Source organism: Thiorhodococcus mannitoliphagus (genome assembly GCF_010915725.1).
In the GTDB taxonomy this organism is placed as follows: domain Bacteria; phylum Pseudomonadota; class Gammaproteobacteria; order Chromatiales; family Chromatiaceae; genus Thiorhodococcus; species Thiorhodococcus mannitoliphagus.
Genome location: NZ_JAAIJR010000106.1, coordinates 1 through 18,772, shown reverse-complemented (window position 1 = coordinate 18,772; position 18,772 = coordinate 1). Strand labels below are relative to the sequence as shown.

Here is an 18,772-nt window from a genome sequence, read left to right as displayed (position 1 = left end):
AAAGCGCACGCGCCACAGGATGTCATCCTCGCGATCGCGCAGGTCGTCGCTGACATAGCTGCCGCTGACCTGCTCCAGTGTGTCGAGGTCCAGTTCGGCGACCCAGGGTTCGTCGATGAAACCCAGCAGCAAATCACGCACCATTTGCGGGTGCGAGAAGAGGAGTTTATAGCTGGGATCGTGGGTGTTCATGCTCGGGAGGTGCCGTCCTGAAACAGATCTTCCAATTCGAGGCTCCGCCGCTTGCGGTCGATCTGGCCGTTGGGATGTCGTGGCAGGCGGTCATGGCGGACGAGGATCCGCGCCGGAACCGGCGTTACCGGATCGCCAGTTGATAGCCATCAAGCCGCGAGACCGATCGGCTTGATCTGCTCAAGCGTGTCTCCGAGTGCGTCCTTCGCGCATTCTAGTTCATAGCTTTGTTGCAGGTTCATCCAGAGTTCGACTGATGTACCAAAGACACGCGCCAGACGCAGCGCCGTTTCCGCCGATATGCCGCGACGTTCGCGCACGATTTCATTGATGCGCGCCGGAGTCACGCCCATGGCGCGCGCCAGGGCATTGCTGGACAGTCCCAGCGGCTGCATGAACTCCTCACGCAAAATCTCGCCGGGATGGATGGGGAGCAGCTTTTCGGTCATGGCAATCGCACCTTTAGGAACTGTCCATCAACAACTTCCCCCCTTTCGCAAAGGGGGGCTAGGGGGGATTTCGGGCGGCATCGCTCGCATCCGGAAACAATTGATGGACACTTTCTTAGTGGTAGTCGACGATCTCGACATCCGTGGGGCCATCGGTAGTCCAGACGTAGTTCCTACCTGCCGGCTCAGGGCCAATAATCGGCGTTCAGCAAGTCATCGACACTGTAAGGGCAATCGGCGGGAAAGGCGGCCGTGTCGATACCGGTCTCGAAACTCGCCAGATCGACGGCGTCCTGGTGAGCCTCGCGGATTTTTTCCTCGATGAAGCGCTTCAGGCTGGGCGAACCCTTGAGCAGCTTGAGGATGTCCTTGCGCTGGACGCGGATCGTTCCGGCCCAGCTCGACGAGCTTTGCTCGGATTGACAGTGCCAGTTCAACAGATGACCGATCAGAATCCGTAGGCGTCGGACAGTTCACGACGCTCATTGCCCATCTCGGCCTCTAGCTCTTCGGTCAGGTGTTCGATGTCCAGGGCCTCCAAGCGGCCTGTTTGGAGCAAGTGGACCTGCTGCTCCAGCCAACGCAGGCGATCAGCGTCATGTAGATTGGGTTGCATCGAACAGGCCCTCTAGCTCGGTCCCTAGCCGCTTACGGTCGATCTTGCCGTTGGGATTGCGTGGCAAGGGTTCATGGCGGACGATGATCCGGGCCGGCACCATGAAGGCTGGGAGTCGCTTCTGACATTCGGTCAGGATCGCGGCACTGGTCTCGTCGTCATGATCAGGGGCATAGGTTATCAGGACGACCGCTTGACCCAAAACCGGATGGGGCACGCCAACGGCCGCGACCTCGGTGACGCGCTGGGTGGCGTAGACGACTTCCTCGACTTCGGTCGGACTGACCCGATAGCCCGAGGTCTTGATCATCTCGTCGCGGCGTCCGACAAAATACAGGAACCCATCCTCATCGGCCTTGACGGTATCGCCCGACCAGACGGCGATTTCCTTGAGCGGCAGTTCGGCAGGCTGACCCGGCGTCGGCTTGAACCGCGCGGCGGTTTTCTGAACATCGTTCCAATAACCCAATGAAACATGGATGCCGCGATGCACCAACTCGCCCGGTTCGCCGGCGGCGCAGGGGGTGCCATCCTCGCGCACCACCAGGATCTCGGCGCTTGGGATCGCCTTGCCCATCGAGCCAGGACGGCGATCGATCTCCTCGGGCGGCAGATAGGTGGAGCGAAACGCCTCGGTCAGTCCGTACATCAGATAAGGCCTGGTGCGCGGCAGCTTGGCGCGCAAATTCGACAAGGTCGCCGCCGGCATGGCGCCACCCGAGTTGGTGATGTAGCGCAGATGCTTGTTTACGGATTCCGGCCATTCCAGTTCGGCAAGCTGGATCCACAACGGCGGCACGGCGGCCAGCCCGGTGATCCGCTCCCGCAAGACCGCGCGAATGACATCGCGAGGCAGCAGATAGTTCATCAAGACCGCGCAGGCGCCGACCCGAAAGGCCGTGGTCAACTGGCTCAGGCCGTAGTCGAAGCTCAGCGGCAACACCGACAGAATCCGATCCTGGGCGCTGTTCTCCAGATAGGTCGAGACACTGACCGCGCCCGCGACCAGATTGCGATGCGACAGCACCACACCCTTGGGTCGGCCCGTACTGCCGGAGGTGTAGAGGATCGCCGCGACATCGGCATTGATGACGCGATGGGGTTTGAATGCAGTGCCCGAGCTGAATGCCGTCTCCGTCGTGTCCCAAGGTACCAGCTTGACCGGACTGGAATCAGCGTCCTCCGGCATCGACCCGACCACCAGAATCACATGCAGATCCGGGCAGTGGCGCAAGACGGGACGCAGCAGGGCCAGTCGATCGGCGGAGGTCACCAGGATACGCACATTGCAATCGGCTAGGATATGCGCTACCTGCTCGGCCTTGAGCAGTGGATTCACCGGCACGAAGACACCGCCGGCAGCCGCAGCGCCAAAAAGCGCGATGACGGTCTCCGGACGCTTTTCCAGATAGACCCCGACACGCTCGCCCCGATCGAGGCCCAACTCCAGATAGTGCGCGGCGGTATCCCGAACGGCATCCGCCAGAGCCTGATAGGACAGATCCTTTCCGCCCGAGCGCAGCGCCGGTTGTGTCGGCGAACACTCAGCTTGACGGTTGATGAGATCCGGAACGAGTTCAGTCATAAGTGTTGCTCAATCTTGAGTCCTGTTTGCGAACGCACGACGATGAAGCGATGCAATCACATCCAAGCCGGACGGGGCATTTGCCCCGTCCGGAACGTTTTGACGCCCTTGACCGTCCGCGCTACCAGCTAGGGTGTCGAAATGTTCGGGACGGGGTTTCAAACCCATAGGCGCCAACTTAACCGCATCGTTGACGCTCCTGTACGTTCATCATCTCGACGACCCTGGCCGGAAGCGTTTGCAAGCGGCGGCGGCGCGGACGTTCCTTGAGCACGTCGATGCAGGCGTCCCAGCGATCGGCTCGACCGCGTTGCACATCGCCAATCCAGCGATCGACCTCTTGACGAACGATCGCCAGCAGCCGCCACGGGGTCAGGCGATGCGGGCGGTCGAGCGCGTCGAAACCGCCCGTGCCGCGGCGCTGGGCGCATCGCTCAACGACCAGTGCATAGAGCAATTTTCCTCGGATCCAGACCTCGCCCAACCGGCTGTTCTGCTTGGTGCGCAGGGCGTCGAGGTCAAGCAGGGTCTTGAGCCGTTTGAACGCCAGTTCCACTTGCCAACGGCAGCGATAGAGCGCCAACACCGTGGGGTCATCCAAAGTTTCCGGGGGCACCGTGGTGAACACCATCACCCAACCGGCCAGAAACAGGGTGGCCTCGCGCGGTTCGCCCCTTGCGCTGGGCGGCTTGTCGGCAACGCCGACGGGCCGCCTCCGCCGCCTCGGGCGGGAGACGCACGGCGTGCAGCCAACCGGGTCCGCTCGCCTCCTGCGCACGCAACCAGACCGGAAGACTGACGGTGTCGGCGGATTGGGCGCGCAGATGCGCCGCGACATCCAAGCGCGCGGCCGTGGGATCAAACGCTTCCGCATCGAGTGAGCGGACAAACAACGGCATCGCCGTTGGGTTCAAGCGCACGATCACCCCCACGCCACGCGCGAACAGATCGAGAATCACGCGCGGTTGATTGTAGCCCCGATCCACCAGCGCGATGTCGCCGGCCTGCCACGGGTAGCGCGTCGGGCTTTCCCCGCCATCGACCCCCGTCACGTCCACCGCGTGCAAGGTCATATTGGTTAAATCCAGCGCCAAATGCACCCGGTAGTCCGTTCCCTCGGCGCCGGGTCCTTGCAGCGAGGACCCATCGACAATCAGCAACCGCAACGCGGTTAACGCGGTCTTCGTGGAGGGTAGCATCGTGTGCAGCAACGCCTTCAGCCAGGGACCACAGGCGCGCAAACGCTGTAGGATCGTGGCATCCGTGATCCGCTCCTCCAGCAACGTGAAGCTCCCGGCGGTGGTTCGCAGGGCTTGATCGAGTCCGCAATACAGCATCACGATTTGCAGTAGGTGCGCCGGCGTCTTGACCTTGCGCGGGCGCGCGAACGCCTTGAACGCATAGGCCATCTCCGCGTACTCGGGTGGCAACTCCTTCAGAAACGCTTCAAATGCGAGATCAATAGACTGGGGGGCTTGGGACATGGGATGCATGAGATGGTGGCAAATCGATAACAGATCGCAGCTCTCCACGGAGTTTCAAGGGCTACCGGCTATGTTGGCGCCTATGGGTTTCAAACCCCGTCCCGCATGAAGTCTAAAGCCCCAGCAGTTTCCGCGCCTGAGCTTCGTTCGTCCCATTCGCGATCAACCGGGCCAATGCCTCCTCAAGGCCCTCCAGCTTGCCTTCGATCTTGCCCTTCTCCCGCTCCGCGCGCAGTTCGCTGATTTCGTCGCGTAAGGCGCGCTTGCGCACGAAGGCAAGCCGTCGGCGTCAGTGCTGAGATCTCTGATGCGATCGAGCGCTTGCTGGACTGGGGGGTAGGCAATGCTAGCCATGGTGTGTTCCTCCTGCCAGTGTTCGAAAAAGGTGATCCAAGCCGCGAGTCCGACCGGCGCCCCACCCGAGCGATCGGCCTTGGGCAACTCGATGAGATGCAATTGTAGTTCGTTGCCTAGCCGGACGTCCGGTTGCTGGCGGTCGCGAAGTTCGAAACACCAGCACGCCTGCGTGGACTGGTCCGGGGCATCGAAGAGTTCGAAATCGAGCAGATGAATGTCGATGACCGGTTTGAGGTTAGCGTAGTCATCGCCGCTGCTGGTCGCACCTGCATCTCGATATCGTAGAGACGATGGTGATCATCCTCGGCCAAGAGGTCGAGCACGATGAATTTACCCATGAGTTCTTCGGGGTCGATCCAGGGGTTGAGGATCTCAACGACCGTGATCGGCGGTTCGTCGTGGCGGATGGTGTTGATGAGGGCGGCGAGCAGCTCTGGAGCGCTGGCGAAGAGCGTTTTGAACACGAAATCATTTTTTGGGTCAAGGAACCTCTGAGTCATTCTTTATCTCCGTGAATAACCCTTGCTTCCAAGCCGGACGGGGTATTCGCGCTGTCCGGAACGTTTCAACGCCCTCGACCGTCCGTGCCACCAGACCAAAGGCGCCGCAAAAGTCCCGCAGGGAGGCTTCAAGCCACGAAGGCTAGTCGGCGGGGCTCGGCGCCGGCTCTGAAATGCTGTACGATAACTAAAATTCCATCGCCGACGCCCTGCTGGGGCTGGTCGCCTAGGCCAAAAACGGGAAACTTTATTGGCTCATGGGGCGAAATGTGTGGTTGGTCTATGTTTGGCCAGCACAGATAGTTCCGACATTCCGCATATCGAAGTTTCGCGATCTTCGGCTAATTTGAAGCGAAAATCAGCGAATAGTCGCGATAAAAAATAATGACTTTTCACGCCCAGGAAGCGCAGGAATATTTTGTCCGGCGATGACTGGCAATTTGCCCTGAATTCGTGTTCGAAACGGCTGAGTTTGAAAATAAAATCAGCAAGATAGATAAATTATTTTTACACATTTTGATGTGCGGAATGTCGGATAGTTGATTCAGCACGGGATGCTTTGACCGTCAAATAAAGGGTTCCACACAATTCGCCCCATGAGCCAACAAGTGATCTCTAGTGTCAGTGGCAACCGCAGACAACCTTCCCCGTCTCCTGGTCTACACCCGGGTCTATCCAAATATTGAACAGCCCGGGTACGGACTCTTCGTTCGAGAGCGCATGCGACGCGTCGCTGAACGCATCAGCGTCATGGTGGTCGCGCCGCAACCCTGGTTTCCGCTCCAGAATCTGCTGCGCCGCTGGTTGAAAACAAAACGTTTGTGAAAAATGGCGCGCTGAGTGATAACGAGTGGTAAATGTTATTTGATCAGCGTTTCTTTAATGAACCGTTACTTAGTTATATTGACCTGTTATTGCAACCATGAATTGGCATGAATTACGCGTTTTGCTAGTAGGGCCCCTCCCTCCACCTGCGGGAGGAATGGCGAACCAAACGTGGCAACTTGCGGAACTACTTCGTAGCGAAGGTGCCTCAGTCAAAATCGTCCAAGTCAACTCGCCTTACAAACCGACTTGGATATCCAGCATCAAGGGCTTACGCTCATCATTTCGTCTCGTTCCCTATCTGTACAAGCTGTGGCGCGTATCGGGACAAGTTGATCTGATACACTTAATGGCAAATTCAGGATGGTCATGGCACTTGTTTGCCATGCCCGCTATCTGGATTGCTTGGTTGCGCCGTATCCCCATCATCGTCAATTATCGTGGTGGAGGGGCTGAAACATTTCTCTCACACTCCGCCGCACAGGTCAGATTCACGATGCGGCGCGCTACGGTATTAGCTCTGCCATCAGGTTTTCTGCTCGATATTTTTTCTCGCCACGGCATGCCCGGCCAAATACTTCCCAACATCATAAATATTTCGCGATTTCATCCATCCGAAAATAATGATAAACGAGGCACAACAAAATCACTAAATATTTGTATTACCAGGAATCTAGAGCCAATCTATGGTCTCGATACTGCGATACGTGCTTTCAAAATGATTCATTCTTCCATTCCTCAAGCGCGCTTGTTTATTGCTGGCACTGGTTATCAAGCCAATGAGCTCGCCTATCTCTCGGTATCACTAAATATCGAGCGCTTAGTGACTTTTACCGGTCGATTAGACCCCGATCAAATGGCGAATCTTTATCGTAATTGCGATCTATCAATTAATCCAAGTAATATTGATAACATGCCTAATTCAGTATTAGAGGCTCTTGCTAGTGGTATTCCTGTCGTTAGTACTCGGGTAGGTGGAGTGCCCTATATCCTAGAAGATGAAAAGACGGCCCTATTAATACCAAGCATGGATCCTAGCGCCATGGCCAAGGCAGCAATGCGCATTTTCTACGACCAAGCATTGCGCAAACGGCTCGTTACAAATGGGCTTGAGGAGGTAAAAAGATACCACTGGGACAATATTCGAGAAAACCTCCGTGATCTATATGAATCTTCAATGGTGAGAACCACAGATAAGGGTGGTCTGGCCCGCAAATCTAGCTAAGCTGCCCGAAAAATGAGCGAATTCTATACGCGCATTGTTTCCGGGATCCTCTTCCCGCTCCACGAGCGGCTCAAACACCATGATTCGGCCCGCATCCTGCCTGAGATGGAACTGAGCCAATGGTGGCCTCCGCAAGCCTTACAAGAGCTCCAGCTCGAACGGCTGCGCGCATTTCTCACCGAACTGTCCAAACGGGTGCCGTTTTATCGCAACTTGTTTCGCGAGCAGGATCTTCAACCCGGTTTTTTTCAAGATTTCGCTGACCTGCGCCGGCTCCCCATCACCGACAAATCACTCATCCGCGCCCAAGGCGACCAGTGGCTGGCGGATGGCGTGCACAACCTGATCAACGCCAGCACCAGCGGCTCGTCCGGCGAACCGCTGCCGTTCAAGCTCAGCCGCCGTCGCGTCAGCATGGACATCGCCGCCAAATGGCGCGCAACGCGCTGGTGGGACGTGGACATCGGTGACCGCGAACTGGTGATCTGGGCGTCAGCCATCGAGACCGGCAATCAGGATCGCCTGCGCGCCTTGCGCGATCGGATCCTGCGCTCACACCTGGTGCCAGCGCACAACATGACCGCGGCGCGCATGGATGCCATCCTCGCCGACATCCGCCGACTGCGTCCGCGCATGCTGTTCGGTTATCCATCGGCCCTCGCCCGTCTTGCCTGGCACGCCCAGGATCAGGGCATCCAACCCACCGCGGCATCGATCCGCGTCGCATTCACAACATCCGAAGTTCTGCAACCGCAATGGCGCACCATCATCGGCGATGTCTTCGGCTGCGGCGTGGCCAACGAATACGGCGCGCGCGATGCCGGGTTGATCGCACGCGAATGTCCAGCCGGCGGTTTACACCTCAACGCCGAGAGCCTGATTGTCGAGGTTGTCGACGCAACCGGTCGGCCCTCCCCCCCGGGAGAAGTTGGCGATATTCTGGTCACCAACCTGATGGGTCCGGAGTTTCCTTTTCTGCGCTATCGCACCGGCGATCGCGGCCGGCTGGATGATCGGCCCTGCGACTGCGGACGCAGCCTGCCCTTGTTACGCGAACTGACCGGGCGCTCCAACGATGGACTCATCGCCAGCGAGGGACATTGGATTCATGCCAGCGCGTTCAACGCACAAGTCCGTGCGCTACCCGGCCTGCGCGCCTACAAGATCGTGCAGGAGCAGCTCGATCAGGTCGTTCTCGAACTCGTGCTTGACGCCGAACTGTCAGCTGCAACGCGGGAGCGTCTGCGAATCGGTTTCCAACAGCATCTCGGCACCGGGACCAAAGTCCGCCTCCGACGCGTCGCATCGATCGAAGCTGAAGCGAACGGCAAGTTTCGCCATGTCGTCTGTCGCGTCAAACAAGTGAGTGGTCCAGCACCAGCCAGCCGCAACATTCCCGCGGATCAAGGCGCAAAGGGGAACACGAAATCATGCTTGTGAAAGCCTTGCTGTCGCTGCGCTCTCCGGGCGGTCAAAGCGGGCGGTTGTCGATCCTCATCTACCACCGCGTACTACCGGCGCCCGATCCGCTCCTACCCGGTGAGCCCGATGCCCTAACCTTCCAATGGCAGATGCGGCTGGTGGCGAGGCACTTCCGCCCTCTGCCCCTGGCCTCGGCGATCAACCTGATGCGGGAGGGTCGTTTACCGAGCCGCGCGATCAGCGTCACCTTTGACGACGGCTACGCTGACAACGCGGACCTCGCTCTGCCCATCCTGCGCGACCAGGGTATTCCGGCGACCTTTTTCGTCGCCACGGCTTTCCTCGGCGGTGGTCGAATGTTCAACGATACCGTCATCGAAACGGTGCGACGCCTGCCCGCCGGTCGTCTGGATGTCTCGGAACTCGGTTTCGGCTGCCATGAACTCGGCGACGCACCCAGTCGCATCCGCGTCTACTCGGAAATCATTCGGCAAGCCAAATATCTGCCTCAACAGGAGCGCGATCAGCGCGTGACGCAGCTTGCCACGCAGGCCGAACAGCCGTTGCCCGATGATCTGATGATGCGTCCTGAACAGGTCTTGACGCTGCGCCACGCTGGCATGGAGATTGGCGGTCACACGCACAGCCACCCGATACTCGCTCAACTCACCGACCCGGAGGCGGAACGAGAGATCCATCGCGGACGCGACGAACTCGAAGCGCTGCTCGGCGAGCGCATCAGCGTCTTCGCCTATCCGAATGGCAAGCCTGGCCAGGACTACCATGATCAACACGTTGCGATGGTCGAACGCGCCGGATTCGACGCAGCGGTTTCGACCGCCTGGGGTGCGGCCAAACCCGGAAGTGATCGTTTTCAACTGCCAAGATTCACGCCCTGGGACCGCTCGCCGACCCGTTTCCTGCTCCGTTTGATCCGTAATCTGAGGTAGCGATCGCCTCGCCACGCCATGCTGCGACTCAATCCAAAAGCCGTTACTCTATACCGCGCCTAGAGCGACCGCGCCTAGAGCGGTATGCGATGTTTCCGGATTGGATCGGCTTCGGTAGAAACAATGATTTTCGGCGCTGGGCGGTAACGTATTAAAAAATATAAAATTAAACCGCGTCGACGTCGCAGATGGATGCCAAACTGGCTGACTACTGAACACAACGCATACCATGACTGACATGGTTTAGGCGCCATGAATTTTTTAATTGCTATCACCCGATCGAGACACCTCCATGCCAACCCTGGAACGTATCCGCACCCTTCTGGATAAAGCGCTGGGCCTCGGCGGTCGCGCCGAACGTTTCGACGCGAATACGCCTTTGCTCGGCAACCTCCCGGAACTGGATTCCATGGCCGTCGTCACCCTGATCACGACCATCGAAGAGCAGTTCGGATTTATCGTCGATGACGATGAGATCAATGCCGAAACCTTCGCCACACTCGGCACGCTGGCGGCTTTCGTCGAGATGAAACTCGTCTGATGAGACTCGATTCATCCAGAGGATGTCTGACGTGAATCCAGGAAAACCGCTGCAAGCCGGTTTCATCAATGGCGCGTCAGGCCGTCTGTTCTATGTTTTCCATCCACCATCGGCGCAACCGCCGCTTGGAGCCGTTCTATTCGTACCGCCGTTCGCCGAAGAAATGAACAAGGCGCGAAGGATGGTGGCCTTACAGGCGCGTCGTCTCGCGCAAACCGGCTACGCGGTGCTGATTCCGGATTTATATGGCTGCGGTGACAGCCCTGGCGATTTCAGCGAGGCCACCTGGGATGGATGGAAAGCGGACTTGGCCGACTGCGTCGAGTGGCTTCACGCACGGCATGCCGAGCCACCGCTGCTGTGGGGATTGCGCGCCGGTTGCCTGCTGATGTCCGAGTTGCTCTCCAACGGGAGCCTCCAGGCGACTGCTTGTCTGTTCTGGCAACCGGTCATCAACGGCGAGTTGTACCTCAATCAGTTCCTGCGCCTGCGCACCGCATCCGGCATGCTGAACGGCCAGCGCGAAACCCAGGTTGAACTGCGACGCATGCTCGCGGCGGGCGCCACGCTCGAAGTGGCCGGCTATGGCCTCACGCCCGCGCTCGCCGATGGATTGGCCGGCGCCCGCCTGCGCGCCCCCCGTGGGCTGACGACACTGTGGATCGACGTGAATCTGGATGGCGCTGGCGATCCGACCCCAGCGACCGCCCGGATGATCGACGACTGGCGTGCTCAAGACATTGATCTTCGCTTCGAGTGCGTCACCGGAGAACCCTTCTGGGGCACCCAGGAGATCGTCGAACTACCTAGCCTGCTCGACACCACGGATCGGCTCATCAAGGCAATATCCGCATGACCGAGCTCCCACTCTTGTTTCAGACCGGCGGCGACACGCTGCTTGGCATCCTGCATGAAACCGGCGAGCCAAAACCCACCAAAGGGGTTCTCATCGTCGTTGGCGGCCCTCAGTACCGCGTCGGCAGTCATCGACAGTTCGTCCTGCTCGCGCGTTTTCTGGCCGCGCGCGGCATCCCTGTCCTACGCTTTGACTACCGGGGCATGGGCGATGCATCGGGAACCCAGCGTGACTTCGAACAGATCGACGCAGACGTAGCGGCGGCTCTGGCGGCTTTCCATGCCGCCGTCCCCAGTCTGCGCGGGATGGTGCTTTGGGGATTGTGTGATGCCGCCTCCGCCGCGCTGCTAACAGCCTGGCGTCAACCCACCGTCAAGGGCTTAATCCTACTCAACCCCTGGGTGCGGACCGAGCAGGGTCTCGCCAGAGCGTACTTGAAGCACTATTATTTACGCCGACTGATTGATCGCGATTTCTGGAAGAATGTCTTCGGCGGTCGCGTCAACCCGTTGGCTTCGCTCCGCTCGTTGACGCGAGCGGCCGCAGCCGCTATTAGCGGTTCCAAGGCTGATCTCGCTCCACCCACGGAGCGTAAAGAATCGTGCTTGGCCGAACAATCGTCGCTGACGCGCCCAACTACGCGACCGCAACATGATCTTTCCCCACTGCCAATTCGCATGGCCGAGGGCTGGAAGCGCTTCGACGGACCAATCCTGGTCATCCTGAGCGGCGACGATCTGACCGCCGCTGAATTTCGCGACACCGCGCTCAAAGCACCCACATGGCGCGGCCTGCTGGCCGAGCCGCGCGTGACCCTCAAAGAACTGCCTGACGCCAATCACACCTTCTCGACGGGCGTCTGGCGTGACCAGATTGCTGAATGGACCGCCGAATGGGTTGACCGTCTTCCATGAGTCTCAGTGACACCTTTCGTGATCTTGGCTGGGGCGATGGACTGCTCTATCTGCTCAGCGAAGGCTTGCGCCGGATCAGCAAAGACGGCATCCGATTGATCAAATACTATTTGGTCGCACAACCCGTTAAGCCATCGCTCGAGGTGCCCGCCCATCGAGGTCGTGACATCAAGGTGAGGGAGATCCTCGCTGGCGACCCACTGTTGGGGCTGATCGCCCATCCTCCGTCCGTCATCGAATCGCGTTTCGCGCAGCAAGCACATTGCCTGCTGGCGACCCGACATCAGGCGCTGGCCGGCTACCTCTGGTATGTCATCGGAAATTATCGCGAGGACGAAGTTCGGTGTTGGTTCATCCCGCAACCTGAAGATCGCGCAGTGTGGGATTTCGACGTCTATGTCGCTCCGGAGCTGCGTCTGTCGGCGACCTTCACGCGTTTGTGGGATGCTGCCTATCAGCAACTCTACGCGCAGGGTTACCGCTTCAGCTGCAGCCGCATTTCAGCGTTTAAGTCCACATCACTTGCGGCGCATCGTCGTCTGGGTGCGCGGATCGTTGGTCGCGGTCTGTTTCTGTGTATCGGTTCCTGGCAGCTGACACTCGCTGCTCCCGATACCCGCTGGTCTCTGTCGATTCGGGAGCAATCGGTACCACGCATTCCCGTCTTCGCCGAACCCGCGCCACGCGGTTCAAACGACCCTCAATCACGAAATGGGCGTGCCAGATAGCCACGCAGGTCCGCCCAGAACGGACCGGGATCATCTCCAGCCCAGACGTAATAGACGACATTGGGCCGCGCGAAATCGACGATGAACCGTCTAAGATCCCGCCAGGGCCGCTGCTGGTAGGCCGGGTCCGCAATCTGGCCCGGTTGCAGGAACAGGCGAATCAGCCGCTTGACTTCCGTGCTCGCCATGCGGCAGCGCAGGTTGTCACGAAGCACCGGCAATGGCGGCGGCGGTTCGCCAAGTCCCTGTACCTGATAGGCCAAGCGCGCGAAGCCGGCCCCGGCATGCACGGCTAGCGGAAAACTCCCCCAGAAACGCCCATTGATTTCCATCAGAACCGCCTCGCCGCTTGCCGGGTCCAGGCGGTATTCGACCATGGCGCAGCCCTCCCAACCGATCGCGCGCAGGAGTTCGATGGAGCGCTCCTGCAATTGGCGATGCTCGCTCAGCGGAACCGCATCGCACACGCTCGAAAAGCCACCCTCGGGTGGCCACTCGGCGATCCGCAGATGCTGAAACCGCCGTAGTACCTGACCCTGACTCAAAAAGAAAAACTGACCCAACCCCACACCAGGGCAATATTCTTGGATCATCGGCAAGCCGTCCAGCGTCGCGTATCGCTGGCCAATTTGCAGCAATGTTTGCGCGTCTAGGGCGTACTCCAGCTTGATAAACTCCAGTCCCCCGCGACGCAATCCTGGCGCGGCAGCGATCGGATCCGCCCATTTCACGACGGCGGGATAACGAATCTCGCGTACTACTCGCCGCCAGGCCGTCAGCGAGTCAGGCTCAAAGGTGCGGGGCACGCGAATGCCAAGCGCCTGAGCCATGGCAAGGGTGCGCGACTTGTCGAGAACCTGTCGGAAGGCATCAACTGGCGGTGTGACGGCACGAATCGGATCGAATTGACCCTGGTGCTCGATCAGCCAGGCGATATCCCGCTCGGCGATCGCTAGCAGCACCGCCGGGCCATACTCGGCGCCGAGTTCACGCAACCGTTGCACCAGTCGCTCATCACGCTCGCGACCAACGACGAGCCCCCGCTCCAGATAGCGCGAATGCAGGCCGATCGAGTCCGGCCGATTGGCCAGACCGATCACACGAACACCGGCGCGCCCCAGTTCGCGCATCACCGCAACGCCGATCTGGGTATCGATTCCCAGCACGATACTGGGCAGCGGGGTCTGGTTTCGACCCGCGGCAGTCGGCATCGCACCCGTCCGGCGGCTCATGAATGTCCACCACCAGGCACGAGGGCCGCAACCCGGTTCGCTAACCGACGACGCAACTGCTCGTAATGGCGGATTATCGTCGGCGGCAAAGAGACCTTCGGCACCTCTGGATCGCCGGCAGCGGCCGCGAGAGCCAACGGCTCGCGCAAGCCGACGGTCGGAAAGCGGTCACGCTGACGTTCAAGGAACGCACACAGGCGCTCGAAACGCGCCACCACCCAGGCAGGGATCAGGCTGACTTGACCCACTGCGCAGCAACTCAAAGTTGTGCGACAGCAGTGTAAAGGCCGAATAGCCGAGCCGTTCAGCGGCCATCAGCGCGCCCGTCATTTCGGTGAATCCGCAGGCACCAACCTGTGCCTGTCGCATTCTGCCCAGGCCGTCGCGGAACACGCTGATCGGGATCAGTTGCAGCCCATCGCGACTCAGTGGCGCGACGAGGGACGCGCGCTCGGTCAGATCCGACCCGGAAATCGATGCGGTGATGTTGATGCTCGAATCGATGCCGATGCCCAGCGTGCGCAACGCCGCGAGTGTGTCGCCATTGGCGGCGAAACTGCCGGCGCGAAAGGCGGTGACGGGTGCTCCCGTGGCGTCTTTGAGCAGATCGCGCCCCAACTCGATGAGCCGAACCTGTTCGGCCCGATCGTAATAGGTCAGATGCTGACGTTTCTCCGGCCGCGCCGGAAACACCGGTGGGGGGAATTTCATCCGTCCACTCTGGATGCAGATGCAACTGAATTTCCTGCCCAGCGTCCTGGATCAATCGACAGACAGTCCGCAGATACTCGGCGCCAAAGCGGGCCGAAAACAGCGGTTCGACGAAAAAAACGTCATGTAATCCGTGCCGATTCAGAATCTCCAGCGTCTTCGGCAGCGCAAAGTCGCCAGCCGCCGAGCGCCCATGGATACACCGTTCGAAGGCCGCCGGAAAGCGTGCATCGAGATCGGTCCAGCCGCCGCACCAGATCTCGATATCAAAGGTCAGAAGAATCTTCATGAACCGGCGCAGGGACTCCGCTGCTCCTTCAACTCCCGCACCAGGTGCAGCACCGCCGGGAGGATCATGGCAAAACAACTGCGGAAGTAATCGAGCGACAAGGACTCGGGATCGTGCAGATGGTAGCGCCGTGGTCGCGCCCAGTGCCCGAGCAACGCGATCCGGTCGGCTGGGATGCCGCGCCGCGCCAGACGCTCGGCGTGACGCAGTTCCATCACGATATAAGCATCCCCTTGATGAGCCTCGAACTGAGAGAAATCCGTCGCCCGATGCGTGTCGAGCACATAGCCGAACTCGGCGCCGACCTGACGCGCAAACGGCGTGGCGGGCCGCCCAGTGCTCGTCGAGAGGCCAACTGACACGCAGTTCACGCCTGCCGCCCGCGCGACCGCCTGCGCAAAGGCGCTGCGGTTGATGTTGCCCAGACAGACGAAAACCAGCCGTGAGACGCTCGGTGCATCCAAGGTCCGATAGCGGGTCGTCGGCCCAATCACCGCTTCGATCTGCCCCAGCAGCATGCGCACCCAGCCGCGCAAGGTGCCATGGTTGATCCGGACCAGCGCCTGCCAGCGCCGCAAAGGATCCGTGGTGCTCACGACCTGGCCGCCAAGGTCGCGGACCAAGCGCCGCGCACGCCGCCAGATCCGTCTTCCCGTATTCCCGGCGAGATGCATCAAGCCGATCATGAACGGCAGTGGATCAGCGTGGCCCCAGTAGGGAAAGCGTGCCCGCCACCCAGGAGTTTGCGGTCTAAGCACCTTCAACCAGGGCAGCCGACGCGCCGCATAGGCCAGCGGATGTCGCTCGGTATCGAACCAGACGATCTCCTGCCGTTGGGGCACCGGAGTCGATGAAACGCCAGTTTGATGATGGTATTCAATCAGCGGCAAATCAATGCCGTTCGCGACACAGCAATCCAGCCAATAATCGGTACGCCCCAGCGTTGGCTCGATAATCCACAGACGGCCGTCCACCGCACGCTTCATTTCCAGCGACACCGGCCCCGACAATCCCAGCGGCATAAAAAAGCGCTCCGTGAGTTCCAGTGCCGCCGCGTCGGGATAGGCCTCGGCCACCGTGGTCTGACCGAGCGCCGCCGGTCTTGACGCAAGCTTGCGTCCTTGAAAACTCGCGATGTTCCGCCCCCGGTCGAGATACAGCGCCGTAAACAGCAACTGTCCGTCATCACCCGGTATCCAGCGCTGTAACAGGAATGGCAGCGCTGCCGGATAGTCGCTCAGCAGGCCGCGCAAGGCGGCTGGTCCCTCGACGAGGCGCACCTTGAATCCAGAGAGCGGCCGGGTTGGCTTGACGATCAGCGGGAAGTGCGCATCGGCCGCGAGCCAGGCGTCCAAATCCTCGGCGCGGTCCAAACGTGTCGACAAGGGATAAGGCAGATCAAGCTGCCGACAGTGTGCCTCCAGCGAGCCCTTGTCGAGCAACCGCAGCGTCTGTTCACGACAACCAGACCAACTGAGCTGGTAGTGGCCTTCGAGGCGGCCCCAGTGCTCGCCCAGGATCCGCACCATATTGTCATTGGTGAGAAACAGCACGGGCGGAGGTGTCCCCGGCCGGCTGTCCACAAGCGTCAGCAGCGCGTCAACCAGCCCCGGACCATTGATATCGGGTACATGTCGGACGTCGGCATAGCGGGTGCGAAACCCCGGCAGCGATCGATTCGCCTCCAGCGCGGTCACCGCCACACCGGCGGGCGCCAACGCCCGCGCCAGCGCCAGGCCGTGCGCGCACAAACCCACGACAACCGCGCGGGTCTCCAGGGTGTTCGCTGTCATCATGAGTCCATCACTCGTGATCGTGAAACCGCGCTGCACGATGCCGAAAGAACAGGGTACCCGGCTTGATTCAACAGATACTGAACCGCGCCATGTGTGCAAGCGACCATGTTGCTCTCATGGTAAATTGGTCGAATGCTTCATGTGTCGGAGTATATCAGCCGCGTCTGGACTGATCACCGAGCCCTGCTCGGCCGACGACGCTAGCCATGGAGCGAAAGCATGTACGATAATCAAGCGTGGAGAATCCTGTTCGGGACCGAGGCCAATTAAACGATCGAGCGCGCGCATTGCGCATCCTTGACCTAACTATACAGGACGTTTGGGACGAGATTGCAACTGATGATGATCTGCGACGATCTCGGGGACCCCTCGGTCATTTGTGATGATGGGAAAACCGCTCGCGACAGGGTCGAGCAGAATTTCGGTGCCTGATTTTAGGAATTAACACTTTCGGATCGCTGAACGACACGATGCGCGACTACGCTCTATTTGCCTTTGTCATTGGTTTGGTGCCTGTCATTTTATCGTGGCCATGGACAGGTATCCTGGTCTGGTATTGGGTTGCTCTGATGGTTCCGCATAGTATGACATGGGGATTCATGCAAAGCTTTCCAATTGCCGCAATGCTCGGTGGAGCCAGTCTGATTGGGGTTGTGATTGCCAAGGATCGACGGCCGATTCCGGGTACCCGTGAAATCATTGTATTGGGAATATTTGTTGCGCACATGACGCTCACATCCTTTTTTGCAGTCAACCAGGCGGGCGCTTGGGACCAATGGATCAAGGTGATGAAAATACTCCTGATGACCTTCTTGGTGCCAATGCTGATCTATGGCGAGCGGCGCATACTGGCCTTAATATTTGTCATGACATTTTCGATCGGATTTTATGGATTCAAGGGTGGATTATTCGCGATTGTTACTGGGGGCAATTACAGCGTTCTAGGGCCCGTTAATTCGTTTCTGGAAGGAAATACATTTATTGGTCTCGCGATGATCATGGTTCTGCCACTGATTCTGGTCAGCGCGAGGCTCGTTTATCAAAAATGGGTCGATGTAGGTTGGCCGTGGCTACAAACATGGTCAAAGCCCATTGGGCTGATGATTTATGCATCCTTTTGGCTGACGACGGTTGCGATTCTAGTCACTTATTCGCGAGGCGCCTTGCTTGGGTTATTGGCAGTTTCGCCTTTTATCTTAAAGAGGATGCGCCGCAAGTGGCTGATTGTATCTTTCGCAATTCTTGGTTTTAGCGTGATCGGGATTTCCGCGCCGGAGAGACTCGTTGCGCGTTGGGAAACGATTGAAACATATGAGGAAGATCAATCGGCAATGCAGCGCATCCAAGCCTGGGGAGCGAATTGGAATATGGCCTGGGAGCGCCCATTTATTGGGATGGGTTTCAGGCATGCGGGCAAGGGTTATGGTTGGTGGTCTCAGTATGTCAATTTCGAGGGAGCATGGGATCATGTGCTATCTGCGCATAGCATCTATTTTCAAATACTCGGTCAACATGGATTTGTAGGTTTTGGCATCTTTCTCACACTGATCGGAATGACCTTTTCCACGCTCGGGCGTATTCGCCGCGATGCAGTGGAGATGACAGGAAAGATATGGCTTTCCGAGTACGCTTGGGCGATTCAAGTGTCGTTAGTCGGATTTATGGCTGCCGGCACCTTTTTGGATGTGGGTTATTTCGATCTGCTTTATGCGCTAATTGCCTTGGCGGTGATTCTGCGCCGCGAACTCGATGAAGCAGATCAATCCGCATTTGTGCCAGTTGCTGGTGCTCAACCACCAAAACCGCGAAACCCATTTGGTGCCAGCGGGCGTTATAGAGCACATCCTTCGCGGATTTCCAAGCCATCCAGGCGTCATCCACTCGATTAATGGCCAGCAATAATGACAAGTTGCCAGAGACCACGATGCCGAGAGTGGACGCATTGTTAGGTCTCGATCATGGCCCCGGCCAGCGCTCCGAGGGGCGGGGGGGGGGGCCCCCCCCCCCCGGGCCCCCCCCCCGCCCCGGGGGTGCGGCGGGCCCCGCCCGTGTTGGTTAGGGCCGTGGTTTTTGGGGGTGGATCAGAAGAGAGTCGGGGGG

At 59.2% G+C, this 18,772-nt stretch carries 17 protein-coding genes and 3 pseudogenes; 9 read left to right on the top strand and 11 right to left on the bottom strand.

What is annotated here, in order from left to right:
• The 8 genes and pseudogenes from G3480_RS19935 to G3480_RS19905 all read right to left on the bottom strand — a co-directional run.
• On the bottom strand, nt 1–192 hold a 192-nt coding region (locus G3480_RS19935; RefSeq protein ID WP_164655647.1), incomplete at its 3' end, for an Rpn family recombination-promoting nuclease/putative transposase.
• 149 nt (nt 193–341) lie between these two features.
• Complete coding sequence (locus G3480_RS19930) at nt 342–641, bottom strand: HigA family addiction module antitoxin (RefSeq protein ID WP_164655646.1); 300 nt, start codon at nt 639–641, stop codon at nt 342–344.
• 185 nt (nt 642–826) lie between these two features.
• Nucleotides 827–1,257: pseudogene (locus G3480_RS29285) on the bottom strand (DUF29 domain-containing protein).
• A complete protein-coding gene (locus G3480_RS19915; protein ID WP_164655643.1) occupies nt 1,238–2,842 on the bottom strand; it encodes an acyl-CoA ligase (AMP-forming), exosortase A system-associated in 1,605 nt (534 codons plus the stop codon). Before G3480_RS19915 ends, G3480_RS29285 begins: the two are co-directional and overlap by 20 nt.
• Nucleotides 2,843–3,020: 178 nt before the next feature.
• Nucleotides 3,021–3,494, bottom strand: a complete 474-nt coding sequence (locus G3480_RS19910; RefSeq protein ID WP_338114185.1) for a transposase — start codon at nt 3,492–3,494, stop codon at nt 3,021–3,023.
• A complete protein-coding gene (locus G3480_RS28565) occupies nt 3,436–4,326 on the bottom strand; it encodes a hypothetical protein (protein ID WP_240905938.1) in 891 nt (296 codons plus the stop codon). The genes G3480_RS19910 and G3480_RS28565 overlap by 59 nt, the downstream gene beginning before the upstream one ends.
• Before the next feature lie 112 nt (nt 4,327–4,438).
• Nucleotides 4,439–4,597: a hypothetical protein gene (locus G3480_RS29280; RefSeq protein WP_338114186.1), complete on the bottom strand. Its 159-nt coding sequence runs from the start codon at nt 4,595–4,597 to the stop codon at nt 4,439–4,441.
• Between the two features lie 98 nt (nt 4,598–4,695).
• Nucleotides 4,696–5,183, bottom strand: a pseudogene (locus tag G3480_RS19905) (PD-(D/E)XK nuclease family transposase); the annotation flags it as partial.
• Between the two features lie 624 nt (nt 5,184–5,807).
• On the opposite strand from G3480_RS19905, the pseudogene G3480_RS19900 reads away from it, so the two are divergent.
• The 8 genes and pseudogenes from G3480_RS19900 to G3480_RS19865 form a co-directional block, all read left to right on the top strand.
• Nucleotides 5,808–5,984, top strand: a pseudogene (locus G3480_RS19900) (glycosyltransferase); the annotation flags it as partial.
• A gap of 121 nt (nt 5,985–6,105) precedes the next feature.
• Nucleotides 6,106–7,233, top strand: coding sequence for a glycosyltransferase (locus G3480_RS19895; protein WP_164655641.1), 1,128 nt, complete (start codon nt 6,106–6,108; stop codon nt 7,231–7,233).
• A gap of 12 nt (nt 7,234–7,245) precedes the next feature.
• On the top strand, nt 7,246–8,673 hold the full coding sequence (locus tag G3480_RS19890) for a phenylacetate--CoA ligase family protein (protein ID WP_240905937.1): 1,428 nt from the start codon (nt 7,246–7,248) through the stop codon (nt 8,671–8,673).
• On the top strand, nt 8,664–9,605 hold the full coding sequence (locus tag G3480_RS19885) for a polysaccharide deacetylase family protein (RefSeq protein ID WP_164655640.1): 942 nt from the start codon (nt 8,664–8,666) through the stop codon (nt 9,603–9,605). Before G3480_RS19890 ends, G3480_RS19885 begins: the two co-directional genes overlap by 10 nt.
• A 292-nt stretch (nt 9,606–9,897) precedes the next feature.
• Nucleotides 9,898–10,146 carry an acyl carrier protein gene (locus tag G3480_RS19880; protein WP_164655639.1) on the top strand — a complete coding sequence of 83 codons (249 nt, stop codon included), beginning with the start codon at nt 9,898–9,900 and terminating at the stop codon, nt 10,144–10,146.
• Between the two features lie 49 nt (nt 10,147–10,195).
• Nucleotides 10,196–11,002: a hydrolase 2, exosortase A system-associated gene (locus tag G3480_RS19875; RefSeq protein WP_164655648.1), complete on the top strand. Its 807-nt coding sequence runs from the start codon at nt 10,196–10,198 to the stop codon at nt 11,000–11,002.
• Nucleotides 10,999–11,916, top strand: coding sequence for a hydrolase 1, exosortase A system-associated (locus G3480_RS19870; protein ID WP_164655638.1), 918 nt, complete (start codon nt 10,999–11,001; stop codon nt 11,914–11,916). Before G3480_RS19875 ends, G3480_RS19870 begins: the two co-directional genes overlap by 4 nt.
• On the top strand, nt 11,913–12,644 hold the full coding sequence (locus G3480_RS19865; RefSeq protein WP_164655637.1) for a GNAT family N-acetyltransferase: 732 nt from the start codon (nt 11,913–11,915) through the stop codon (nt 12,642–12,644). The genes G3480_RS19870 and G3480_RS19865 overlap by 4 nt, the downstream gene beginning before the upstream one ends.
• Here the strand turns inward: G3480_RS19865 and G3480_RS19860 are convergent.
• From G3480_RS19860 to G3480_RS19850, 3 genes are all read right to left on the bottom strand, one after another.
• Nucleotides 12,617–13,855 (bottom strand): carboxylate--amine ligase, encoded by a 1,239-nt coding sequence (locus tag G3480_RS19860; protein WP_164655636.1) that lies wholly within the window; start codon nt 13,853–13,855, stop codon nt 12,617–12,619. The two genes, G3480_RS19865 and G3480_RS19860, sit on opposite strands and share 28 nt — an antisense overlap.
• Nucleotides 13,856–14,056: 201 nt before the next feature.
• On the bottom strand, nt 14,057–14,569 hold the full coding sequence (locus G3480_RS19855) for a polysaccharide deacetylase family protein (RefSeq protein ID WP_164655635.1): 513 nt from the start codon (nt 14,567–14,569) through the stop codon (nt 14,057–14,059).
• A 303-nt stretch (nt 14,570–14,872) separates the two neighbouring features.
• A complete protein-coding gene (locus tag G3480_RS19850; protein ID WP_164655634.1) occupies nt 14,873–16,672 on the bottom strand; it encodes an arsenate reductase/protein-tyrosine-phosphatase family protein in 1,800 nt (599 codons plus the stop codon).
• Between the two features lie 470 nt (nt 16,673–17,142).
• Here G3480_RS19850 and G3480_RS19845 point away from each other — a divergent pair, with 470 nt between their 5' ends.
• Nucleotides 17,143–18,561, top strand: a complete 1,419-nt coding sequence (locus G3480_RS19845) for a putative O-glycosylation ligase, exosortase A system-associated (RefSeq protein ID WP_164655633.1) — start codon at nt 17,143–17,145, stop codon at nt 18,559–18,561.
• The last annotated feature ends 211 nt before the right edge of the window (nt 18,562–18,772 follow it).

What these genes read in the sequence shown, in the direction of transcription:
- G3480_RS19895 (WP_164655641.1), top strand. Translation starts at nt 6,106, where the DNA reads ATGAATTGGCATGAATTACGCGTTTTGCTAGTAGGGCCCCTCCCTCCA.
- G3480_RS19915 (WP_164655643.1), bottom strand. Translation starts at nt 2,842, where the DNA reads ATGACTGAACTCGTTCCGGATCTCATCAACCGTCAAGCTGAGTGTTCG.
- G3480_RS19890 (WP_240905937.1), top strand. Translation starts at nt 7,246, where the DNA reads ATGAGCGAATTCTATACGCGCATTGTTTCCGGGATCCTCTTCCCGCTC.
- G3480_RS19850 (WP_164655634.1), bottom strand. Translation starts at nt 16,672, where the DNA reads ATGATGACAGCGAACACCCTGGAGACCCGCGCGGTTGTCGTGGGTTTG.
- G3480_RS19885 (WP_164655640.1), top strand. Translation starts at nt 8,664, where the DNA reads ATGCTTGTGAAAGCCTTGCTGTCGCTGCGCTCTCCGGGCGGTCAAAGC.
- G3480_RS28565 (WP_240905938.1), bottom strand. Translation starts at nt 4,326, where the DNA reads ATGTCCCAAGCCCCCCAGTCTATTGATCTCGCATTTGAAGCGTTTCTG.
- G3480_RS19845 (WP_164655633.1), top strand. Translation starts at nt 17,143, where the DNA reads ATGCGCGACTACGCTCTATTTGCCTTTGTCATTGGTTTGGTGCCTGTC.
- G3480_RS19880 (WP_164655639.1), top strand. Translation starts at nt 9,898, where the DNA reads ATGCCAACCCTGGAACGTATCCGCACCCTTCTGGATAAAGCGCTGGGC.
- G3480_RS19865 (WP_164655637.1), top strand. Translation starts at nt 11,913, where the DNA reads ATGAGTCTCAGTGACACCTTTCGTGATCTTGGCTGGGGCGATGGACTG.
- G3480_RS19870 (WP_164655638.1), top strand. Translation starts at nt 10,999, where the DNA reads ATGACCGAGCTCCCACTCTTGTTTCAGACCGGCGGCGACACGCTGCTT.
- G3480_RS19930 (WP_164655646.1), bottom strand. Translation starts at nt 641, where the DNA reads ATGACCGAAAAGCTGCTCCCCATCCATCCCGGCGAGATTTTGCGTGAG.
- G3480_RS19860 (WP_164655636.1), bottom strand. Translation starts at nt 13,855, where the DNA reads ATGCCGACTGCCGCGGGTCGAAACCAGACCCCGCTGCCCAGTATCGTG.